The organism is Azotobacter beijerinckii (assembly GCF_900110885.1).
Lineage (GTDB): Bacteria > Pseudomonadota > Gammaproteobacteria > Pseudomonadales > Pseudomonadaceae > Azotobacter > Azotobacter beijerinckii.
This window is the reverse complement of record NZ_FOFJ01000001.1, coordinates 64,128-82,927: the sequence shown is the minus strand read 5'-3', so window position 1 is coordinate 82,927 and position 18,800 is coordinate 64,128. Positions and strand designations below refer to the sequence as shown.

Below are 18,800 nucleotides of genomic sequence, written 5' to 3'. Positions count from 1 at the left end.
TGAGGTTTTTCGCTGCCTTGTCCGCGCCTCTTCTGCGCGCCATCTGGCTCGTTTTGCTGCTGGTCAAGGCGACTTGTTTAAAGCACGTTGCTACCGCGACGAAAACCGCAGCCATCTTGGCCGGGCTCGCTTGCTTGTTGAGCGTGATTTGTTTGCACAGCTCAAGGCTAAAACGGCTGCTTTGCTGGCTCAGTTGGACAAGGACTTTCCCTGTCTATCAAAAAGGGAAAAGGATTTTTCTAAAGATGACTTCCCAGCTGAGCAAGTATCTGTTTCAGCCGCACGCCCAGGACTGCGAGTGCAGCGTATGTTTCGTGGCTCGCTTGCCAACAAAACCGCAACTATCGCCCTTGCAATCACAGCAATGCCCGGATTGCGTACCGGCTGGACAGCCCGTCCTCGAAAATGGCCGTTGGTATTGCACTCGGGCAACTCCGTGTGCGAAGCATACTCCCGCTCTTCATCCGCCAAAGTATTGGATTGAAGAGTTTTCGAAGGCAACCCCTCAAGTTTCTATTGCCGAAGAGTTTCCCTTCTAAATGTTAAATGATTTATTGCATCTATCCTTCCTGTACAGCCTATCTATATTAGGCCTCGCAGCTGGAATTTCCTTTATGCGTTACTTATGGCACAACTGGCTAGCTTGCTGGTTTGAAAAGGAGAAAAAACAACCATGATTCCCCCTCGCAAACCTGCCGATCAACTCCAGGACAAGGAAGTCCGCTGGTATGTGCATACGCTCTCCAGCGTCAAACAAGGTATGACCGAAGAGGCTTTTCGCCGTGGCGTTGATCTCTGGACTCTCGGCGGCGCCGTCCTGGCCTCTTGGCTTCAAGCTGGTTGCCCTGACTTCCCGTTTGGCAACTCCACACCCTCTATCCCCGCCCCGTCGCCGTCGTCGTCGATCGCGGGACCAAAGGAGCCCGAAGACTGAGCCGCGCAAGGGCGCGCAGCGGCGAAGCTTCCCTTGCGCGGCTCGGGCTTTGGGCTACGGTCCCCTGCGATTGATGAGACGGCAGAGGGGTGGGGATAGAGGATTCCCCGCCCCAGAGCCTGAGGAGGAAGGAGCGCTTTTGCTCTTGCTCCTGAGACGGACGGCGTAGCCGACATAACAGCTTTAAGCGTCCGGGACGGACAAGAGCGACAGGGATCGTTACCCGTAAGGGCCGAGACAAAGTGATAAGGAAATGCGCCTCATCGTTTCCTTATCAGTTTGGCTTGGTTCGCAAAGCGAATAGAGCCCGCCCCGTAAGGGGTCGCCCAAAAGGAACGAATTAACCAACACCAGCGGCAAACAAGGCTTTAAGCCAAGAAAGCCAATGGAACCAAACGAAAGCCCGAAGTGGGTATAGATAGGAAGTCCAAGAATGTTCGTAATCCCGTCAGCAGCATCCATCACCACCCTGTTCGTCATCAAAACCGACTTTTACATGGTCAAGGATACCGGCGAAGTCCGCGCCTCCGTGCAGGCTATCTCGCCGATCCCGGCCGGTGTTACTGGTAATGGCAAAGGCTTCGAAGTCACCGAATATGCCGCCGACGCCTCCGTCCTGGAGCATATCGACTTCGCCAATGGCCCGGTCCTCTGCAAGTTCGAATCGGTACTCCGCCCGATTACCAATCGGTTCGGCAGGACTACCAACACCCAAGTTCTGACGAAGCTCATCCAGGATCAACCGCTTCGCCAGTCCGCCCCGGCTCCGGTTGTCGCTCCGCAAAAGCCAGTCGATTCGCCGAAACCGTAAATCCTTTTCCCGCATTCTTTTTTCTTGGTGACAAATTGTGAATTTCCTGGGTTGTGATGGTTCATGGTCTGTCGGTGCGTCTGGTGAGATTAGCTGCACGGGCGCTTTGACAACTTATACAACCGAGGAACTTGGGGCGCTGATTAATCCGGCGTCCCTTACTCCTGAGGATTCAAAGCAACTGCTCGATTTGACCATTGGTTTATTCGTCGCGGTCTTTGGCGTCCTCGTTCTCAAGAAAGTCCTATGAGGTTCTACCTATGAAACTGTTCAACACTGCTCGCAAGTATGGCTCCAAGATCGTCCTGGCCGGTACTGCCCTGGCTGTTTCCTCCGGTGCTTTCGCCGCGCTCGATGCTGGTGTGACGACTGCGATGGGCGATACCAAGGCGGATGTCACTACTCTGGGTGGCCTTGTCCTTGGCATTCTCATTGCGGCGGCTGCCTTCAAGTACCTGCGCCGCGGTCTGTAAGACCCCCAGCAACTGGCCCCGCCCTGGTGAAGCCTCGGCGGGGTTTTTTTTCGATCAACTGCCCGAGCGGATGTTTTTTGTTAATTGAGCGACGCAGGAGCCAATAACAAAAACAGCCGCGAGATATCAGTATTTAAAGGACTCTCACCATGGCCTTTGATCCTCAGGTTTATGTATTGATCGTTTCCACGCTGGCGTTTGCGTGGCTGCTGTTCGGGCGGGTTTGATATGGAGAGGTTTTTAAAGTTAGTTGTGTTGGTGGTGGGTATTGTTTTGGGGCAGGCTGCTTTTGCTGTTGATTATTACTGGTCTTTGGCTACTCAGAGCTTGCCTGGTACTTCTTCTATTTATGGTCTTCATTATTCTTCGCCTCAAGCTGCTTGTTCTGCTACTGAAGCTGCTTATTCTTCTCCTAGTTGGACCGCTACAGGTTCTTCTTTAAGTTTTGTTTCCCTTACTTCATATCTATGTACTTTAAATCTTTCTGCTTCTAATGGCTCTACTGCTACTCCTTCTGTTTCAATTTCTCGCGGTGGTAGTATTTGTTCTTCTGGTACTACTTATAATTCTTCAACTGGTCTTTGTGATGTTCCGCCTGCGCCAATTTGTACTACTGGTCAGTCAAAAGATTTTTTAATTAATTCCGCCAATGGTTCGTTGCCGACGTCTCTCGTTTCGGAAGGTTGTGTTTATAACATTGTGAACGATGGCGAAAACTTTTTCTGTCAGTCGTCTACTACGGGCACGGGCTTTGTTTGTGCGGTTGAAGCGAAGGGGACGGGCGAGTCAAATACGGGTCCGGTGACGGATGCGCCGGTTGCGGAAGTTACCGAAAAGCCGACGATTGATATTACTGATCAGCCTTGTATTTATGAAACGGCGGCGGATGGCACGCAATCGTGTACGTCTTCTAAGGAAGTATCGAATACCGGTAAATATTGTGGAACTGTAAACGGTCAGCAGGTTTGTATCGGTGAATCTACGTCAAAGACTGATACGGTTGATACGACAATCTCGACATCTAGCAATCCCAACGGTTCTACGACTCAGACAAAGACGGATGTTTATACTAAAGAGGGTTGTACCGGCGTTTCCTGTACTACTTCAAAGACGACAACAACCAAGACAACGGTTACCGATTCGTCCGGTAATGTACTTTCGACTTCGGGTCAGTGCTCTGGCTCTTCTTGCTCTACAGATAGTAATAGTGATCAAGATGGCGATGGTTTGGAAGATTGTGCCGTTACTGATACCTGTGAAAGGAATCCAGTGTTGATGGTGAGCAATGCGATATTCAGTTGTCTTGTGAAGGTGACGCTGTTTCTTGTGCGCTGCTGAATCAAGAGAAGGAATTGCGTTGTAAGGTTGATAAGTTGTATGACTTGGATAGCAATAAGGCGGCGATAGATCAAATGCTTCAGGGCGATCAGTTCCAGGTTGATCAACAAGTAACCCAGGCGCCGTCTTTCATCTCTGAGGCTACCAGCTTTTTGCCCAAGTCTTGTCCGCCTCCTGAGACCACTTCGTTGTCCACGGGTGGCTTGAATGTTTCGTTTGAGTATCAGCCGCTGTGCGATTTTGCCGAGGCGTTGGGGCCTCTCGTTGTGATTGTGGCGAGCGTTTTTTCGGCGCTCTATGTTGGTCGTGCATTTGGGGGTGAGTGATGCATTATCTGGCGTTGATTTCTGTTCTGATTACCGCTCTTGGACCGCTGGTCAAAATGGTCATGAAAGTGTTGGGTATTGGGCTGGCGACGTATGTCGGTGTCAACTTCGTGATCGACGAAGCGCGTGATTATGTGATGTCGCAGATCGGCAATACCGGCATCGTGATCCAGGCGATCATGGGGCTGGCTCAGTTCGATGTTGCTATCAACATCTATTTCTCGGCTGTGATTACTCGGTTGATTCTTTCCGGCATGTCGGCGACGGGTAAGAATGGTCGGTATAAGTTTCTCAACAATGCGGAGAACTTTTAATCATGTCTGCATGTTTGACGATTCGTACCGGTCTGCAAGGCAATGGTAAGACGCTGAATACCATCAAGGAAGTCGATGCCCAGGCGAGCAAGGAGGGGCGGCCGGTTTACTATCACAACGTGACGGATTTGAAGCCTGAGAAGCTCAAGGCTTCCTGGTATGAGTTTGACGATCCTCTCAAGTGGCAGCAGTTGCCGCATAACGCGATTATCGTGATCGACGAAGCGCAAGGTTGGTTTGGTGTTCGTGATCCTCGCAAGGATGTCCCGGAACACATTTCGGCTTTCGAGGTGATGCGTAAGCAGGGGCACGAAGTCCATTTGATCACCCAGGACCCTCGCTTTATCGATGTGCATGCGCGGCGTCTTTGCAACTTGCATGTTCATTATTGGCGCATCTTCGGCTCCTCCAAGGTTTCTCGGTATGAGACGCCTCGAGTCGTTAACGATGTCGAAAAGCTTTCCAGCTTCTCGCAGTCGTCCAGGACGATCATCACGCTGGATCGGAAGTTCTTCGATGTTTATCAGAGTGCGAAGACCGAGCATCACTTCAAGTTCCGGCCGTCCAGGAAGGCTGTGTTGTCTGTCCTGGTCATCCTGGTGGTTGTCTATTGCTCGGTGGTTTTCTATAGCCGCATTGTTCCTGATGAGGCTGCTGCCCAGGACAAGCCTGCGGCTAGTTTGGGGGAGACGGTTGCCGGAGCTGCTAAGGCCGTTCTCCCGGGCATCGTGCCAGACCAGGTTAAGTCGGCTCCGGTATCGCCGGCGCAGTATGTCGCCGAGCGTAAGCCTCGGCTCGATAATCTGCCTGCCTCGGCGCCGATCTATGACGAGCTGACCGAGCCCAAGGCCTTTCCCAAGCTCTACTGCATGTCGAGCAGCGATCCGGATACTTACGCCCGCGAGCGGCAACGGATGGCCTCGGCGACCGTCAACGGCGCTCCTACGGTGTGTCAGTGCTACACGCAGCAGGGGACGCGCTTCAAGACCGATTTTCAGTTCTGTCAGAACGTCGTGGATTATGGGTTCTTCGATCCCACGATTCCCGATCGTCGGCACAAGGGCAAGGATCAGGAGTTTGAGCAGCAGGAGCCGGCGGCACAGCCGTCGACGCGGCAGGCTCAACGCGAGCGTCCTGCAGACCCTCGGCCTGTGGCTTTTGGCTCACCGGAGCCCGTGGTTGTGACCGACAGCGACTATTCGTCCAAACCGTGGAGGTGACTCGATGACCTGGTGCGATCTTTTCGTGTTTTCGGTGCCGCCGCTGGTGTTTCTGTCTGTCGGCTTCATGCTCTGGGTGCGCTCGATTTTCTGAGCCAACGCTTCGCATAACTTGGAGGTGATTAGCCTCCGAAGCGGCGGTTTTTTTGCGGACGGAGCGACGCAGGAGCCCGCCGCAAAAAGCCGCCGCTTCGGGTGGTGGGACGTCCCTGTAGCACGTCAATAAAAGCAATTTCGTGAGTGTCGTTTCGTCTCAGTAAGGGGGTTTTGTGAAAAAGTCAGTCGATCAGGTGCGCGTGTTCATGGGTGCCGGCGGCGAGGTCCAGGAGGACCCGAAGGGCCGTTTCTTTTTCGATGACCAGCGTGCGTCGTTTACCGACCTTTCCGGCGTCCGCCTGATCCGCTGCGGCGTCGATACCGTGCGGCAGCACTATCGCGGCATGCTGCGGCCTGAAACGCTCGCCCTGGCCGAATCCAAGCCCGGACTGGTGGACTTCGCCGGCTACCGCTTCCACTTAAGCCGGGTCGGTCGCGACTCCGGCTATCAGTACAAGCTCCAGAATGCTGACCTTGGCCTGATCCTGCTGTTCAAGAATTTCAACGTCAAACCCGATGCGATTGGTCCCCACCTCAAGATCGAGGTGAGTCCGCATGCCATCGACCAGCAGGATTCGCGGCGCCTCCAGGAGCAGCTCGATTTCCTGGCTGATGCGGCGCTGACGCACAGGGAGCGCTCGCAATGCGCGGTTCACATTGCGCTCGACCTCCAGGGCTGGACGCCTCCGGCTGACCTCGTGGCACGACTGCACTGCAAGGCAACGGCACAGCGCCGGTTCGACGGTGTGTCCTCGTTCGAGTGGGCCGACAAGTCCGCCGTCTACGGCCACGGCCAGTCCTTTCTCTGGGGCTCCGCAGGGGCCTGCCAGCTCGCCATCTACAACAAGACCGAGCAAGCCAGGGCCATCGACAAGCTCGACTATTGGGAAAGCGTCTGGAAGCGTTACAGCAACCCGTTCGATGAGTCGGACCCGGCCAACTATCAGGAGGATCAACCCGTCTGGCGGATCGAGTTGCGCTACCACCATTCCGTTGTTCAGCAGTTCGCCGACGGTAGCTGCTCGATCCATACCGGCCAGTTCATCAATTCCGACTGCTATGCCTCCCTTGTGCCGCACCTGGACGGGCTCTGGCGGTACGGCCTGGGCAATTTCCGCTTGCTCTCCCGTCCTGACGTCAATGATCCGCTGTGGATCCTGATTCGCGACGATGTGCGGGTGGAAACCGGCCGTGACTCGCTCCTGGACGAAACCGAGTACCGCCGCTACTACAAGACCGCCAAGGGCTTCTCCGGCAAAAACGTGGACCTCATGATGGGAAACTTTGTCACGCTCCTGGCACGGCAGGGCATAGGCGCAAAAAAGGGGATTGAGGCACTCAAGACCCTGCCGGTCTGGAAAGTCATCCAGGAGCACTATGCGGCCAAGGAAATGACCGAACGGGACATTTACCGGCAGATCAAGGAGCGCCTCGAGGAGCGTGTCGTGCGTTGGGGGCGGGCTGTCTGATGGCGATTCAGCAAACTCCTGACGGTCGCTGGAAAGTCGATGTGGAGCCGGTCAAGGGCCGTCGCTTTCGCAAGACGTTCAAGACCAAGGGCGAGGCGCAGCGGTTCGAGTCGACGTGCCGAATCAAATGCATCGAGACTCCCGATTGGTCACCGCGGCCGGCTGATGTGCGTCGGCTGACAGCGTTGGTCGCTGCCTGGTTCGATCTTCATGGCCACTCGCTTCGGGATGGTCTGCGGCGTCGATCCAAGCTCGATGCGTTGGCCAAGCGCCTGGGCGATCCGATTGCGGCTCGCCTTGATCCGCAGGTCTATGCGCATGACCGTCGCGTGCGGCTGGAAGCTGGCACTACGGCCAAGACCTTGAACAATGAGCTGGGCTATCTGCGGTCAGTATTCAATGAGCTGCGGGGTCTTGGCCAGATCGACTATCAGAATCCGCTCGCCCTGGTGAAGCCGTTGCGTATCCAGGAGCGCGAACTGTCCTGGCTGACTGCCGAGCAGATTGCTGAGCTACTCGAGTCGATCCGTTCGGGCTGTGACAATCCGCATGTGGAGCCGATTGTCTTGATCTGCTTGGCAACGGGGGCGCGCTGGTCGGAGGCGGAAAAGCTCAAGCTCACTGCTTTGCGGGCTGGAGTGGTCACGTTCAGCGGGACGAAAAACGGCAAGGTCCGGTCCGTGCCGATCACTGCCAAACTGCATAACCTGGTCGTTCGTCACTGGAAGCGGCATGGAGCTTTTACGGGCTCCATCACGTCGTTCCGCCGTGCCTTGGCGCGAACCTCGATCAAGCTCCCCAGGGGGCAGGCTGCGCATGCGCTCCGGCATACCTTCGCCAGCCACTTCATGCAAAACGGCGGCAACATTCTGACCTTGCAAAAGATTCTTGGGCATTCCAGCCTGGCGATGACCATGCGCTATGCGCACCTGTCACCCGATCACCTGTCGGATGCGATCCGCTTCGGCCCGCTGGCTTCGTTCGACACTTTGTCGACACCCAATGAAAAAGCCCCTGAAAATATCTAGTATTTTCAAGGGCTTATTTGGTGGAGCCGGGGGGATTTGAACCCCCGTCCGCCAGCTCTCCGCTATCGGTTCTACATGCTTAGCCGGCTCTACTGAGTTAACTCCGCGCCGCCCGAGTGGCAGGGTGCTTGGAGCGAGCTGTATGGATTTTAGCCGTTACGTCTACAGCGAACTTGGCGGCGATCCTGTTCTGTCTGACGATCACTTCGGGTTTACAGGCATCCCCTGATGATCGCTGGCGCCGAAGCGACCAGATGAAGGTTAGGCGGCTAGCGCGTACCCTTCGAAGTTGTCATCGTTGGCAACTATAGGTTTGCAACAGTGGATTTACGAGTTCTGTTACCAACTCGGCATGCCCCTCAAGTTTCGTTACCGGCGTCGAATCCTAATCGGCCCCAAAACCTTAGGTATTAAGTCAAGTTTACGACAAACAGGCCGGGGCGTCGACAGCCGATGCTGGCGAAATTCGCTGCCGGGCTGCTATTAATGATGTTTCTTTCGATGTCGCTGGGTGGCGAGACTTTCATATGCCTCGGGGAACGCGTTATCCCTTGCGCCGGTGGATCTGGCGCGCCTTCGTTCAGTGCGCCTTGATTCCGCTGATACTGGTGGAGTTCGTGCTGATCGGCGCCTATTTGCTGAGCAATGCCGCCACACGCGATGCCCAGCTCGCTCATCTCGAGGAGCGGGCGCAGCAGGCCCTGGCGGGTACCGTACAGCGCGAGGCGCAGATCGTCGACTGGCGTTTGTGGAATATCGAGAAGCAGGCGCAGATCTTTCGCGGGGCGGTCGCCCATGCCTTGCAGGAGCGGGGTTTCCAGCCGGACGAGGTGGAGCGGGCGCGGCATGTGCTCGGTCCGGATGGACTGTTCTATAGCCGTAGCGACGATGGCCGCGCGGCCTCCGTCTACGCAAAGAGCACGCCGCCGGAGCGGCAGGATCATGCCAAGGCGCTGCGCCTGTCGCAGCTCGATCCGCTGATGCGTTCGATCGAGGAGGCCGGTCCTCTGGTGGTTTCGGTCTATTTTCGCAGCTGGGACAACTACATCCGGCGCTACCCGTTCTTCGACGTATTGCAGAAGGAGTCCGGGGACGTGCTGTCTTCCGGGGGGCGGTTCTATTCCCGGGCCGACGAGCGCCACAACCCGGAGCGCCAGCCGGTGTGGACCGCGCCCTATCACGATCCCGCCGGGGCCTGGCGGATCGCGATGATCGCCCCGGTATACCGGGGCGACTTTCTGGAGGGTGTGGTCGGTCTGGAAATCGACCTCGAGGGGTTGCTGGCCGAGATCGGTGCTCTGGACGTGCCCTGGCAGGGGTATGCCGTGCTGGTCGACGAGGAGGGGAGTGTCATGGCTTTGCCGAGGGCCGGCGGGGCAGCGGGCGAATCCACCGCCGTCAACCCGCCGCGGCAGCGGCGCGAGGTCGAGCATCTGCTGCAGGCGGCCGGCACCGAAGGAGAGGTGCAGGCGGCGATGTTCGACGGTCACGAGCATCTGCTGGCCTGGAAGGCGACTCCCCAGACCGGCTGGCGTCTGCTGCTGGTCGTGGACAAGGAGCGGATCCTCCAGCCGACCCGCGCCCTGGCGGCCCATTATCAGCAGATCGGCTACCTGTTGATCGCCGGCCTGTGCCTTTTCCATGCGCTGTTCCTGGCCCTGTGGTGGCGGCGCTCGCGGCGCTTGAGCCGCGAGCTGGAGCGGCCGATCAACGGCATCGCCGACATGCTGAAGCATCTGGGCAAGGGCCGCCGGAAGGACGAGGGCGATCGGCCGTCGCTGCTACGCCCCAGCCGGATCGAGGAGCTGGATGCGATGGCCGACGCCGTACGCAGCAGCGATCGGCAATTGCAGGCCAGCGAGGCCGAGCGCTCCAGGGCTCAGCAGTTGCTGGAGGTGGTGATGGAGAACACCACCGAAAGTCTCTGGGAGATCATGGCGGACAAGAGCCTGATCCGGGTGAGCAGCCGCTTCGCCAGGCGTTTCGCCCTGGATGCCGAGTGCGTGACCATCGAGGAGTTCAACCGGTTGGTCCACCCGGACGACATGGAGCGCCTCAAGCGCCGGCGCGAGAGCTTCTTCGGCGGTGCCGAGGGGGTCTACGAGGTGGAGTACCGCTGTGTCGACCGTGCCGGCCAGTACGTCTGGCTGTTGTCCCGCGGCCAGGCGCTGGTGCGGGATGTCGACGGCCGGGTGTTGCACTCGGCGGGCACCCATGTGGATATCTCGCGACTGAAGGCGGTGCAGGAGGATCTGCGTCGTGCCACGCTGGAGGCGCAGGACGCCAGCCGGGCGAAGAGCCGCTTCCTGTCCAGTATGAGCCATGAGCTGCGCACGCCGCTGAACGCGGTACAGGGCTTCGCCCAACTGATCGAGCTGGAGGTGGAGGACAAGCCCGAGGCGAGTCTGGTCGGCGAGTACGCGCGGGAAATCGTCAAGGCCGGTCGGCATCTCACCGCGCTGGTGGACGACATCCTCGACCTTTCCACCCTGGAAGGGCGCCGCCAGCAATTGCTCATCCGGCCGGTCGAGGCCGGCGCCATACTGGCCAGCTGCGCCGAACTGGTCCAGCCGCAGATCCGCGAAAGCCAGCTGCACCTGCAGCTGATATCCATGTGCCGGCCCCTCTACGTGCAGGCCGACGCCCGCCGTCTGCGGCAGATTCTGCTGAACCTCTTGTCCAATGCGATCAAGTACAACCGTCCGCAGGGGCGCGTCACGCTCGGCCACGAGGTGCGCTCGGACTGCGTGCGTCTGTGGGTCAAGGACACTGGGCCGGGGCTCGATGCCGGGCAGCAGAGCCAGCTGTTCCAGCCTTTCCAGCGCCTCGGCCGGGAGAGTTCGAACATTCCCGGCTCCGGCATCGGGCTGGTGCTCTGCCATGAGCTGGCGGCACTGATGAACGGCAGCATGGGTTTCCATAGCGAGCCGGGGCGCGGCTGCTGCTTCTGGATCGATCTGCCGGGTGCGGCGGCACCCGAGGAGGAGCGGGCATCGCCCGGCGACGAGCCGCCGGCCGGGCAGGTCGAGCGGGTCGAGGGCGATTCCTGAGGTCCGGCCGGGCGCTGGGGCGTCCCTGCCCCGGCGGGTTCAGGCCGGGCGGACCTTGGCGCGGCTGACCCGGTCGACCAAGTAGACCAGCCCGTGGTAGTCGAGGCCGCTGTGCCGGCTGAGGCCGATCTCGCAGGTGCGGCTGGTGGAGATGCCTTCCTCGCAGTACGCCACCGCCGTCTTCAGGTTGCGCAGGGCGTTGGCGTTCAGCTCGGGGCTGGTGAAGCCCTTGTCGCCGGCGAAGCCGCAGCAGTGGATGCCTTCCGGGACCACCACCTCCCGGGCGCAGCGCCGGGCGATCTCGATCAGCGCCTCGGCTTCGCCCAGATGCTGGGTGCTGCAGGTGACGTGCACGGCGACCGGCGTTTCCTGCGGTTCGAAGTCGAGACGCTCGAGCAGGAAGGTGCGGATGAACTTCACCGGATCGAAGATCTTCAGCCGCTCGTCGGTCAGTTCCCTGACCAGCCGCAGGGTGCAGGGGCTGGTGTCGCAGTAGATCGGATCGAGCCCGCCGCGACTGGCTTCGAGCAGGGCGTCGAGGGTTTCCCGGCGTTTGCGCTCGGCCTGCTCGGCATAGCCCTTGGAGGCGAACGGCTGGCCGCAGCAGAGCTTGTCCTGGGCTTGCGGGAAGACCACCTGGTAGCCGGCCTTCTCCAGCAGGGCGCGGGTCTTGTCGATCAGCGGCACCTGCTCCCGGTCGTCGCAGGACGGACCCATGGCGCGCGACACGCAGGCGGCGAGATAGACCACCCGCGGGCGTTCGTCGGGCTGTGGCGAGGCGCGGCGCTGCAGCCGTACCGGCTGCGGCATGGCCGGCGTCCACTCGGGCAGGTGACCGCCGCTGAGGCGGGTCAGGGCGCCGCTGAACCTCGCCAGGCGTGGCGCGCCGAGCAGACGGCGCGCGCCGTCGGCGGCGAGCAGCACCAGGCGCGAGGCGCGCACGCTGGCGGCGAAGTGCTCGGCCAGCCAGTCGGCGGTGCCTTGGCGGTCGGCCTCCAGGCCGCGCAGCTTGCGCACCAGATCGCCGGTATTGATCCCCACCGGGCAGCGCTGGGCGCACAGGCCGGTGGCCGCGCAGGTGTCGATGCCCTGGTAGCGGTAGGCCTTCTCCAGAGCGTCGCTGGCTGTGCCGTTGCGCCGCCTGGCCTGGATGTCGCGCCACAGGACGATACGCTGGCGCGGCGTCAGGGTCAGGCCCTTGGCGGGGCAGACCGGCTCGCAGAAGCCGCATTCGATGCACTTGTCGACGATCTCGTCGGCAGCTGGCAGCGGCTTGAGGTTCTTCAGGTGGATCTGGGGATCTTCCGAGAGCACCACGTCGGGGTTGAGGATGCCCTTGGGGTCGAGCAGGCGCTTGATCTTCCACATCAGCTGGTAGGCGTCCTGGCCCCATTCCAGCGCGACGAAGGGCGCCATGTTGCGCCCGGTGCCGTGCTCGGCCTTCAGCGAGCCGCCGAACTCCACCGCCACCAGCTGCGCGACCTCCTGCATGAAGGCCTCGTAGCGGGCGACCTGGGCCGGTTCGTCGAAGCCCTGGGTGAAGACGAAGTGCAGGTTGCCCTCCAGGGCGTGGCCGAACAGGATCGCCTCGTCGTAGCGGTGCTTCTCCAGCAACTGGATCAGCCGATTGACGCCTTCGGCCAGGCGTTCGATCGGGAAGGTGACGTCCTCGATGATCACCGTGGTGCCGGTCTGGCGCACCGCGCCGACCGCCGGGAAGGTGTCCTTGCGGATCTTCCACAGCTGGTTGTAGACGGCCGGGTCGCTGCTGAAGTCGACCTGTTTCTCCACCGGGAAGCCGGCGATGGACGCCGCGATCCGCTCGATCTGCTCTTCCAGCAGCGAGGGGCCGGAGGCGCGGGTCTCGATCAGCAGGGCGCAGGCGGTGGCGGACAGGCTCTTCACCCACTCCGGCATGCCCTTCATGTTCTCCACCGAGCGCAGGCTGCGCCGGTCGAGCAGCTCCACCGCCGAGACCGGCTGCTGCTTGAGCACCGGGACGGCGTTGCAGCAGGTTTCCACGTCGGGGAAGACGATCAGCGCGCTGGCCTTGTGCGGGTGCTCGGGCACGGTGTCGTAGGTCACCGCGCTGATGAAGCCCAGGGTGCCCTCGGAGCCGACCATCAGGTGGCTGAGGATGTCCAGCGGCCGGTCGTAGTCGACCAGGGCATTGAGCGACAGGCCGGTGGTGTTCTTCAGCCGGTACTTGTGACGGATCTTCGCCGCCAGCGCCTCGTCGGCGCGGGTTTGCCGGCCCAGCTCGGCGAGCCGTTCGAGCAGCTCGCCGTGGCTGGCCTCGAAGCTCGCCACGCTGAGCGGGTCTTCGGTGTCCAGCACGGTGCCGTCGGCCAGCACCAGGCGCAGGGCGGCGAGGGTGTGGTAGCTGTTCTGCGCGGTGCCGCAGCACATGCCGCTGGAGTTGTTGGCGACGATGCCGCCGATCTTCGCCGCGTTGATCGAGGCCGGGTCGGGGCCGATCTTGCGCCCCAGCGGGGCCAGCACGGCGTTGGCGTGGGCGCCGATGACGCCGGGCTGCAGGCGGATCTGCGCGCCGCCGTTGCGGATGTCGCGGCCGTTCCACTGCTCGCCGAGGACGATCAGCACCGAGTCGCTCACCGCCTGGCCGGAGAGGCTGGTGCCGGCGGCGCGGAAGGTCACCGGCACGCGGGAGGCAGAGGCCAGGCGCAGCAGTTTGACCACCTCGGCCTCGCTCTCGACGCGCACCACCAGCTTGGGGATCAGCCGGTAGAAGCTGGCGTCGGTGCCGAAGGCCAGGGTGGAGAGCGGATCGTCGAAGCGCCGTTCGCGGGGAATCAGCCGCTCGACGGCGCTCATAAAGGAAGCGGGCAGACTCATGCGTCCTCCAGGATCAACACGATCAGGTCCTTGGGACCGTGGGCGCCGTAGGCGAGCACCTGCTCGATGTCGGCGGTCTTCGAGGGGCCGGACACCAGCAGGGCGTTGGTCGGCATGCCGGCGGCCCACTGCTGCTTCTGCTGCACCTCGAAGAAGTTGTCGTAGACCTCGCTGGCCTTGAGCAGGGCGAAGTGCACCGGTGGCACCAGGCTCATCAGTCGCGGCTCCTCGCGGGTCGGCCAGAGGATCAGGCTGCCGGTAGCGGCGATGGCGCCGAGGGTGCCGGTCAGGCTGGCCGGGGTGTCGTCGAACAGCTCGGCCTTCCACTCCTCGATCGGCCGGTCGTAGGCCTTGAGCCGCGGCAGACCTTCGCGCCCGGCGAAGTGCGCGGCGAGCTGCGCGCCGTGGGCGGTGGCCGGAGCGATCAGCAGGCTGGGCAGTTGCTTGTCGGCGAGCAGCTTTTCCAGCAGCGCCGGCCACTCGGCCGTGGTGGTCAGGTGGGTTTCGGTGTGCACCGCTTCCATCAGCTGGCGCAGGCGCGGGATACGCTCCTCGGTCGGGTAGCTCCAGGGCCGGGTCACCAGCTCCACGTCGTAGTCGTCGGCCACCGGCGCGGTGCCTTCGAGGCTCTTTCTCAGCTTGGCGAGGATATTGGCTTTGGCCGACATCATTTGCCCTCCAGGTGCTCGCGGGCCAGCTCGTGCAGCGAGCGGGCGGCCGGTTTCGGTGCGCTGTGGTTCTGCGTCCAGGGGCCGAGGTTGCCCGGCGTCAGGCCGCGCAGGCGGGTGGCGAAGAAGCCGAAGGCGCGGTACAGCCACGGCGAGGTGTTGAGCAGGCGCCAGCCCTTCCACAGCAGGCGTTCGCGCGGCGAGTACTTGCTGCCCTGGCCGCGCATCACCGGGTTGGGTGCATCCGGCTTCTTGATGTTCTCCTCGCGCAGGCGGCGCAGCAGGGAGGGGATCGGGATCTTCACCGGGCAGACCTCGCCGCAGGCGCCGCACAGCGAGGAGGCGGACGGGTGGTCCGGGGTGTTCTCCAGGCCCATCAGGTGCGGCGAGATGATCTTGCCGATCGGCCCGGGATACACGGTGCCATAGGCCTGGCCGCCGATCCGGGTGTACACCGGGCAGTGGTTCATGCAGGCGCCGCAGCGGATGCAGTTGAGGGTCTGGCGCAGCTCGCCGTCGGCGAAGGCCTGGCTGCGGCCGTTGTCGAGCAGCACCAGATGGACTTCCTGCGGGCCGTCCCGCTCGTCGGCCTTGCGCGGGCCGGAGATCAGGTTGACGTAGGTGGTGATGCCCTGGCCGAGCGCCGAGCGGGTCAGCAGCGACAACAGCGGCACCACGTCGCGCAGGTTCTCGACCACCTTCTCGATGCCGGTCACCGCGATGTGCACCGGCGGCACGCCGGTCGACATGCGGCCGTTACCCTCGTTCTCCACCAAGAGCAGGGTGCCGGTTTCGGCCACCGCGAAGTTGACCCCGGAGACGCCGATGTCGGCCTCGAAGAACTTCCGGCGCAGCACGCGCCGGCCGGTCTGGATCAGCGCATCGACGTCCTCGGTGTAGTCCACGCCGAGTGTGTCGTGGAACAGGTGGGCGACCTGGCGGGCGTTCTTGTGGATCGCCGGCATGATGATGTGGGTGGGCTTCTCGTGGTCGAGCTGGATGATGTACTCGCCCATGTCCGATTCCAGGGCCTCGATGCCGTGGCCTTCGAGGAAATGGTTCATCTCCATTTCCTCGCTGACCATCGACTTGCCCTTGATCACCTGTTTGGCCCGGTGGGCCTCGGCGATCTGCAGGACGATGGCGTTGGCCTCGTCCACCGTTTCCGCCCAGTGCACCTTCACGCCGTTGCGGGTCAGGTTGGCTTCCAGCCGTTCGAGCAGCTCGGGCAGCTTGGACAGGGCGCGGGCGCGCACGTGGTTGCCCATCTCGCGCAGGTGCTCGCGTTCGTACTCGTCCGGCATCGAGGCCAGGCGCTTGGCCATCAGCGAGTCCATGGCCTTGCGCATGTTGCCGCGCAGTTGGGCGTCGCCGAGGGCGTTGTGGGCGTTGCGCTTGAGGTCGCGGCTGGAAATCTCCACCGCCGGGATGCGGGCCTGGCCGTTCATTCGGCACCCCCGGTGCGTTTCCAGAGGAAGCTGGCCAGGTGCTGGCCGCGCAGCGGCGCGTGCTGCTTCTCCAGCGCGCCGTTGATGTTGAGCAGGCAGCCGCAGTCGGCGCTGACCATCTGGGCGGCGCCGGATTCCTGCAGGGCGCGGGTCTTGTCGGCGACCATGGCGCCGGAGATGTCCGGCATGCGCACGCTGAAGGTGCCGCCGAAGCCGCAGCACTCGCTCTCGTGGTCGTGCTCGACGCGCTCGACCCGTTCCAGCTGGGCGAGCAGGGCGCGGCCGTGCAGGTGGGTGTTCATCTCGCGGCGTGCCGAGCAGGAGGTGTGCAGGGCGACCTTCTGCGGCGTGCCCCGGTCCTTGAACTCGACCTTGCAGACGTGGAGGAGGAACTCGGCCAGTTCGAAGGTCCGCGCGGCCAGCGCCTGCACCTGGCGTAGGGTGGCCGGCTCGTCCTTGAACAGCTCGATGTAGTGGTGGCGGATCATCCCGGCGCAGGAGCCGGACGGCACCACCAGCGGCCAGTCCTCGGCGAACAGCGCCAGCTGGGCGCGGGCGACCTCACGCGCTTCGTCGGTGTAGCCCGAGGTGTAGGCCGGCTGGCCGCAGCAGCTCTGCTCCTGCGGGAAGTGCACCTGGATGCCTTCGCGCTCGAGCAGGCGGATAGCGTCGAGGCCGGCCTCGGGGAAGAACAGGTCGAGCACGCAGGTGCCGAACAGGTAGGCGTGGCCCGGCTTGTGCGCCGGGTACTGGCGCGCTTCGGGCAGGGGCGGCGCCACGCGGGTGGCGTTGGGCGCGGCGTTGTAGAAGGGTTCGCTCATCAGGCATGCCTCCGGGTGGGCCCGGTTATCCAATGGCAGCGCCGGGAAAGCCCCGGCGCTGCCCGCTATTAACAAGCAGGCTGGAAGCGGCCGACAAAACCCTGCGAGACGATTCTGGCAAGCCCGCACCACGTCGCCAGAAGGGTTTTGCCGGCCATCTCTCAGTGCACCAGCATGCCGGTGAACACGTAGGCCTGGGCCAGGGTGATCAGGCCGACGAAGACGGCGAAGATCAGGCTGTGCTTGAGGGTGAAGCGGAACAGGTCCGACTCCTTGCCGACCAGACCGGTGGCGGCGCAGGCCACGGCGATCGATTGCGGCGAAATCATCTTGCCGGTCACGCCGCCGCTGGTGTTGGCCGCTACCAGCAGGGTGTCGTTGACGCCGATCTGGTGCGCGGTGGTGGCTTGCAGCGAGCCGAACAGGGCGTTGGACGAGGTATCCGAGCCGGTCAGGAATACGCCGAGCCAGCCGAGCAGCGGCGAGAAGAACGGGAAGGCCACGCCGGTGCCGGCCAGCACCAGGGCGAGGGTGCTGGACATGCCGGAGAAGTTGGTGACGAAGGCGAAGGCCAGCACCATGCCGATCGACAGGATCGGCCAGCGCAGTTCGACCAGGGTTCCCTTGAAACTGGTCAGACCATCTTTGAGGTTGACCTTGAGGACCAGCATCGACAGCAGCGCGGAGAGGAAGATCGCGGTGCCGGTGGCGGATACCGGATCGAGCTTGAACACCGCCGGGATGAGGGTGTCCTTGGCGACGATCGGCGCGGTCTTCATCACCAGCTGGTCGAGATGCGGGATGGCGAAGTAGAACACCAGGTCGTGCAGCGCACCGTCCGCGGCGAACAGCGCCTTGAACGGCTTGAGGGTCCAGACGGTCACCAGTGCGGTGAGGATCAGGAACGGCGACCAGGCCTTGACGATCTGCCCGGCGCTGTAGGGCGACGGGGTGGTGCTGCGCACACCGCCGAAGCCGCCCAGCACGGCGGCGCCGCCGGAGATGCCCACCACTTCCTGGCTTTCCGCGCGCTTGGGCTGCCAGACCTTGAGGAACAGGGTCAGCGACACCAGGCTGACCAGCGCCGAGGTGATGTCCGGCAGCTCCGGACCGATGAAGTTGGAGGTGAAGTACTGGGTCACGGCGAAGCTGGCGCCGGCGACCAGCGCGGCCGGCCAGGTTTCCTTGAGGCCGCGCCAGCCGTCCATCATCACCACCAGCCAGAACGGCACGAGGATCGACAGGATCGGCAGCTGGCGACCGGTCATGGCGCCGATCTTGAACGGGTCGATGCCAGTAACCTGGCCGGCGACGGTGATCGGGATGCCCAGAGCGCCGAAGGCTACCGGTGCGGTGTTGGCGATCAGGCACAGGCCGGCGGCATACAGCGGGTTGAGGCCGAGGCCGACCAGTAGGGCGGCGGTGATCGCCACCGGGGCGCCGAAGCCGGCGGCACCCTCGAGGAAGGCGCCGAAGGAAAAGCCGATCAGCAGCACCTGCAGGCGCTGGTCGTCGGTGACCGACAGGACCGAGCTGCGGATCACCTCGAACTGGCCGCTCTTGACCGTCAGTTTGTAGAGGAACACCGCGGCGACGATGATCCAGGTGATCGGCCAGAGGCCGTAGAGGAAGCCGTAGCCGGCGGCGGCCAGGGCCATGTCGGCCGGCATGCCGTAGGCGAAGATGGCGACCAGGATGGAAAGTGCCAGGGTGATGCTGCCTGCCATGTGCCCCTTGAGGCGGAACACGGCCAGGGCGAAGAAGAAGAACAGGATCGGGACGAGGGCGGCCAGCGCGGACAGGCCGAGGCTGCCAAGTGGCGTGTAGAGCTGTTGCCAGGCTTGCATAGGGTTTCCCCCTTGATTGTTTTTGGATGGGATGGACGATTCGGGTCGTTGCGGCTTGACTAAATTGGTAATACCAATTTACACTACCGCCGGACAAGATT

General features: G+C 62.1%; 16 protein-coding genes and 1 other RNA gene. 11 read left to right on the top strand and 6 right to left on the bottom strand.

Features of this window, described 5'->3' with window-relative positions:
* Positions 1-245 precede the first annotated feature (245 nt).
* From pflM to BMY22_RS00325, 10 genes are all read left to right on the top strand, one after another.
* Positions 246-539: a lysogeny maintenance protein PflM gene (pflM, locus tag BMY22_RS24235; RefSeq protein ID WP_167363677.1), complete on the top strand. Its 294-nt coding sequence runs from the start codon at positions 246-248 to the stop codon at positions 537-539.
* A gap of 134 nt (positions 540-673) precedes the next feature.
* Positions 674-934, top strand: a complete 261-nt coding sequence (locus BMY22_RS23555) for a hypothetical protein (protein WP_139231888.1) — start codon at positions 674-676, stop codon at positions 932-934.
* Positions 935-1,367: 433 nt separating this feature from the next.
* Complete coding sequence (locus BMY22_RS00360; RefSeq protein ID WP_090618667.1) at positions 1,368-1,745, top strand: hypothetical protein; 378 nt, start codon at positions 1,368-1,370, stop codon at positions 1,743-1,745.
* Positions 1,746-2,005: 260 nt separating this feature from the next.
* The gene (locus BMY22_RS00350) at positions 2,006-2,218 is read left to right on the top strand and encodes a major capsid protein (RefSeq protein WP_090618663.1); all 213 of its coding nucleotides are present in this window, start codon (positions 2,006-2,008) and stop codon (positions 2,216-2,218) included.
* A 228-nt stretch (positions 2,219-2,446) separates the two neighbouring features.
* Positions 2,447-3,556, top strand: a complete 1,110-nt coding sequence (locus BMY22_RS23550) for a hypothetical protein (RefSeq protein ID WP_143068431.1) — start codon at positions 2,447-2,449, stop codon at positions 3,554-3,556.
* 14 nt (positions 3,557-3,570) lie between these two features.
* Positions 3,571-3,882, top strand: coding sequence for a virulence factor TspB C-terminal domain-related protein (locus BMY22_RS00345; protein WP_143068430.1), 312 nt, complete (start codon positions 3,571-3,573; stop codon positions 3,880-3,882).
* The gene (locus BMY22_RS00340) at positions 3,882-4,196 is read left to right on the top strand and encodes a DUF2523 domain-containing protein (protein WP_090618660.1); all 315 of its coding nucleotides are present in this window, start codon (positions 3,882-3,884) and stop codon (positions 4,194-4,196) included. The genes BMY22_RS00345 and BMY22_RS00340 overlap by 1 nt, the downstream gene beginning before the upstream one ends.
* 2 nt (positions 4,197-4,198) lie before the next feature.
* Positions 4,199-5,416, top strand: coding sequence for a zonular occludens toxin domain-containing protein (locus BMY22_RS00335; RefSeq protein ID WP_090618659.1), 1,218 nt, complete (start codon positions 4,199-4,201; stop codon positions 5,414-5,416).
* A 302-nt stretch (positions 5,417-5,718) separates the two neighbouring features.
* Positions 5,719-6,981 (top strand): hypothetical protein, encoded by a 1,263-nt coding sequence (locus tag BMY22_RS00330; RefSeq protein WP_090618658.1) that lies wholly within the window; start codon positions 5,719-5,721, stop codon positions 6,979-6,981.
* Positions 6,981-8,009 carry a phage integrase gene (locus tag BMY22_RS00325; RefSeq protein WP_090618656.1) on the top strand — a complete coding sequence of 343 codons (1,029 nt, stop codon included), beginning with the start codon at positions 6,981-6,983 and terminating at the stop codon, positions 8,007-8,009. Before BMY22_RS00330 ends, BMY22_RS00325 begins: the two co-directional genes overlap by 1 nt.
* Before the next feature lie 18 nt (positions 8,010-8,027).
* Here BMY22_RS00325 and ssrA read toward each other — a convergent pair.
* Positions 8,028-8,406: a transfer-messenger RNA gene (gene ssrA / locus BMY22_RS00320) on the bottom strand.
* Positions 8,407-8,560: 154 nt separating this feature from the next.
* Here ssrA and BMY22_RS00315 point away from each other — a divergent pair.
* Entirely contained in the window at positions 8,561-11,059 is a 2,499-nt protein-coding gene (locus BMY22_RS00315) for a sensor histidine kinase (protein WP_090618654.1), read from the top strand.
* A 39-nt stretch (positions 11,060-11,098) separates the two neighbouring features.
* Here the strand turns inward: BMY22_RS00315 and BMY22_RS00310 are convergent, their stop codons facing one another.
* The 5 genes from BMY22_RS00310 to BMY22_RS00290 all read right to left on the bottom strand — a co-directional run bounded on the left by BMY22_RS00310 (position 11,099) and on the right by BMY22_RS00290 (position 18,699).
* Positions 11,099-13,915 (bottom strand): FAD-binding and (Fe-S)-binding domain-containing protein, encoded by a 2,817-nt coding sequence (locus BMY22_RS00310; RefSeq protein ID WP_090618653.1) that lies wholly within the window; start codon positions 13,913-13,915, stop codon positions 11,099-11,101.
* Positions 13,912-14,583: a LutC/YkgG family protein gene (locus tag BMY22_RS00305; protein WP_090618651.1), complete on the bottom strand. Its 672-nt coding sequence runs from the start codon at positions 14,581-14,583 to the stop codon at positions 13,912-13,914. The genes BMY22_RS00310 and BMY22_RS00305 overlap by 4 nt, the downstream gene beginning before the upstream one ends.
* Complete coding sequence (locus BMY22_RS00300) at positions 14,583-16,031, bottom strand: LutB/LldF family L-lactate oxidation iron-sulfur protein (RefSeq protein WP_090618650.1); 1,449 nt, start codon at positions 16,029-16,031, stop codon at positions 14,583-14,585. The genes BMY22_RS00305 and BMY22_RS00300 overlap by 1 nt, the downstream gene beginning before the upstream one ends.
* Positions 16,028-16,852, bottom strand: a complete 825-nt coding sequence (locus tag BMY22_RS00295; protein ID WP_090618648.1) for a (Fe-S)-binding protein — start codon at positions 16,850-16,852, stop codon at positions 16,028-16,030. Before BMY22_RS00295 ends, BMY22_RS00300 begins: the two co-directional genes overlap by 4 nt.
* Before the next feature lie 161 nt (positions 16,853-17,013).
* Positions 17,014-18,699, bottom strand: coding sequence for a lactate permease LctP family transporter (locus BMY22_RS00290; protein ID WP_090618647.1), 1,686 nt, complete (start codon positions 18,697-18,699; stop codon positions 17,014-17,016).
* Positions 18,700-18,800 lie beyond the last annotated feature (101 nt).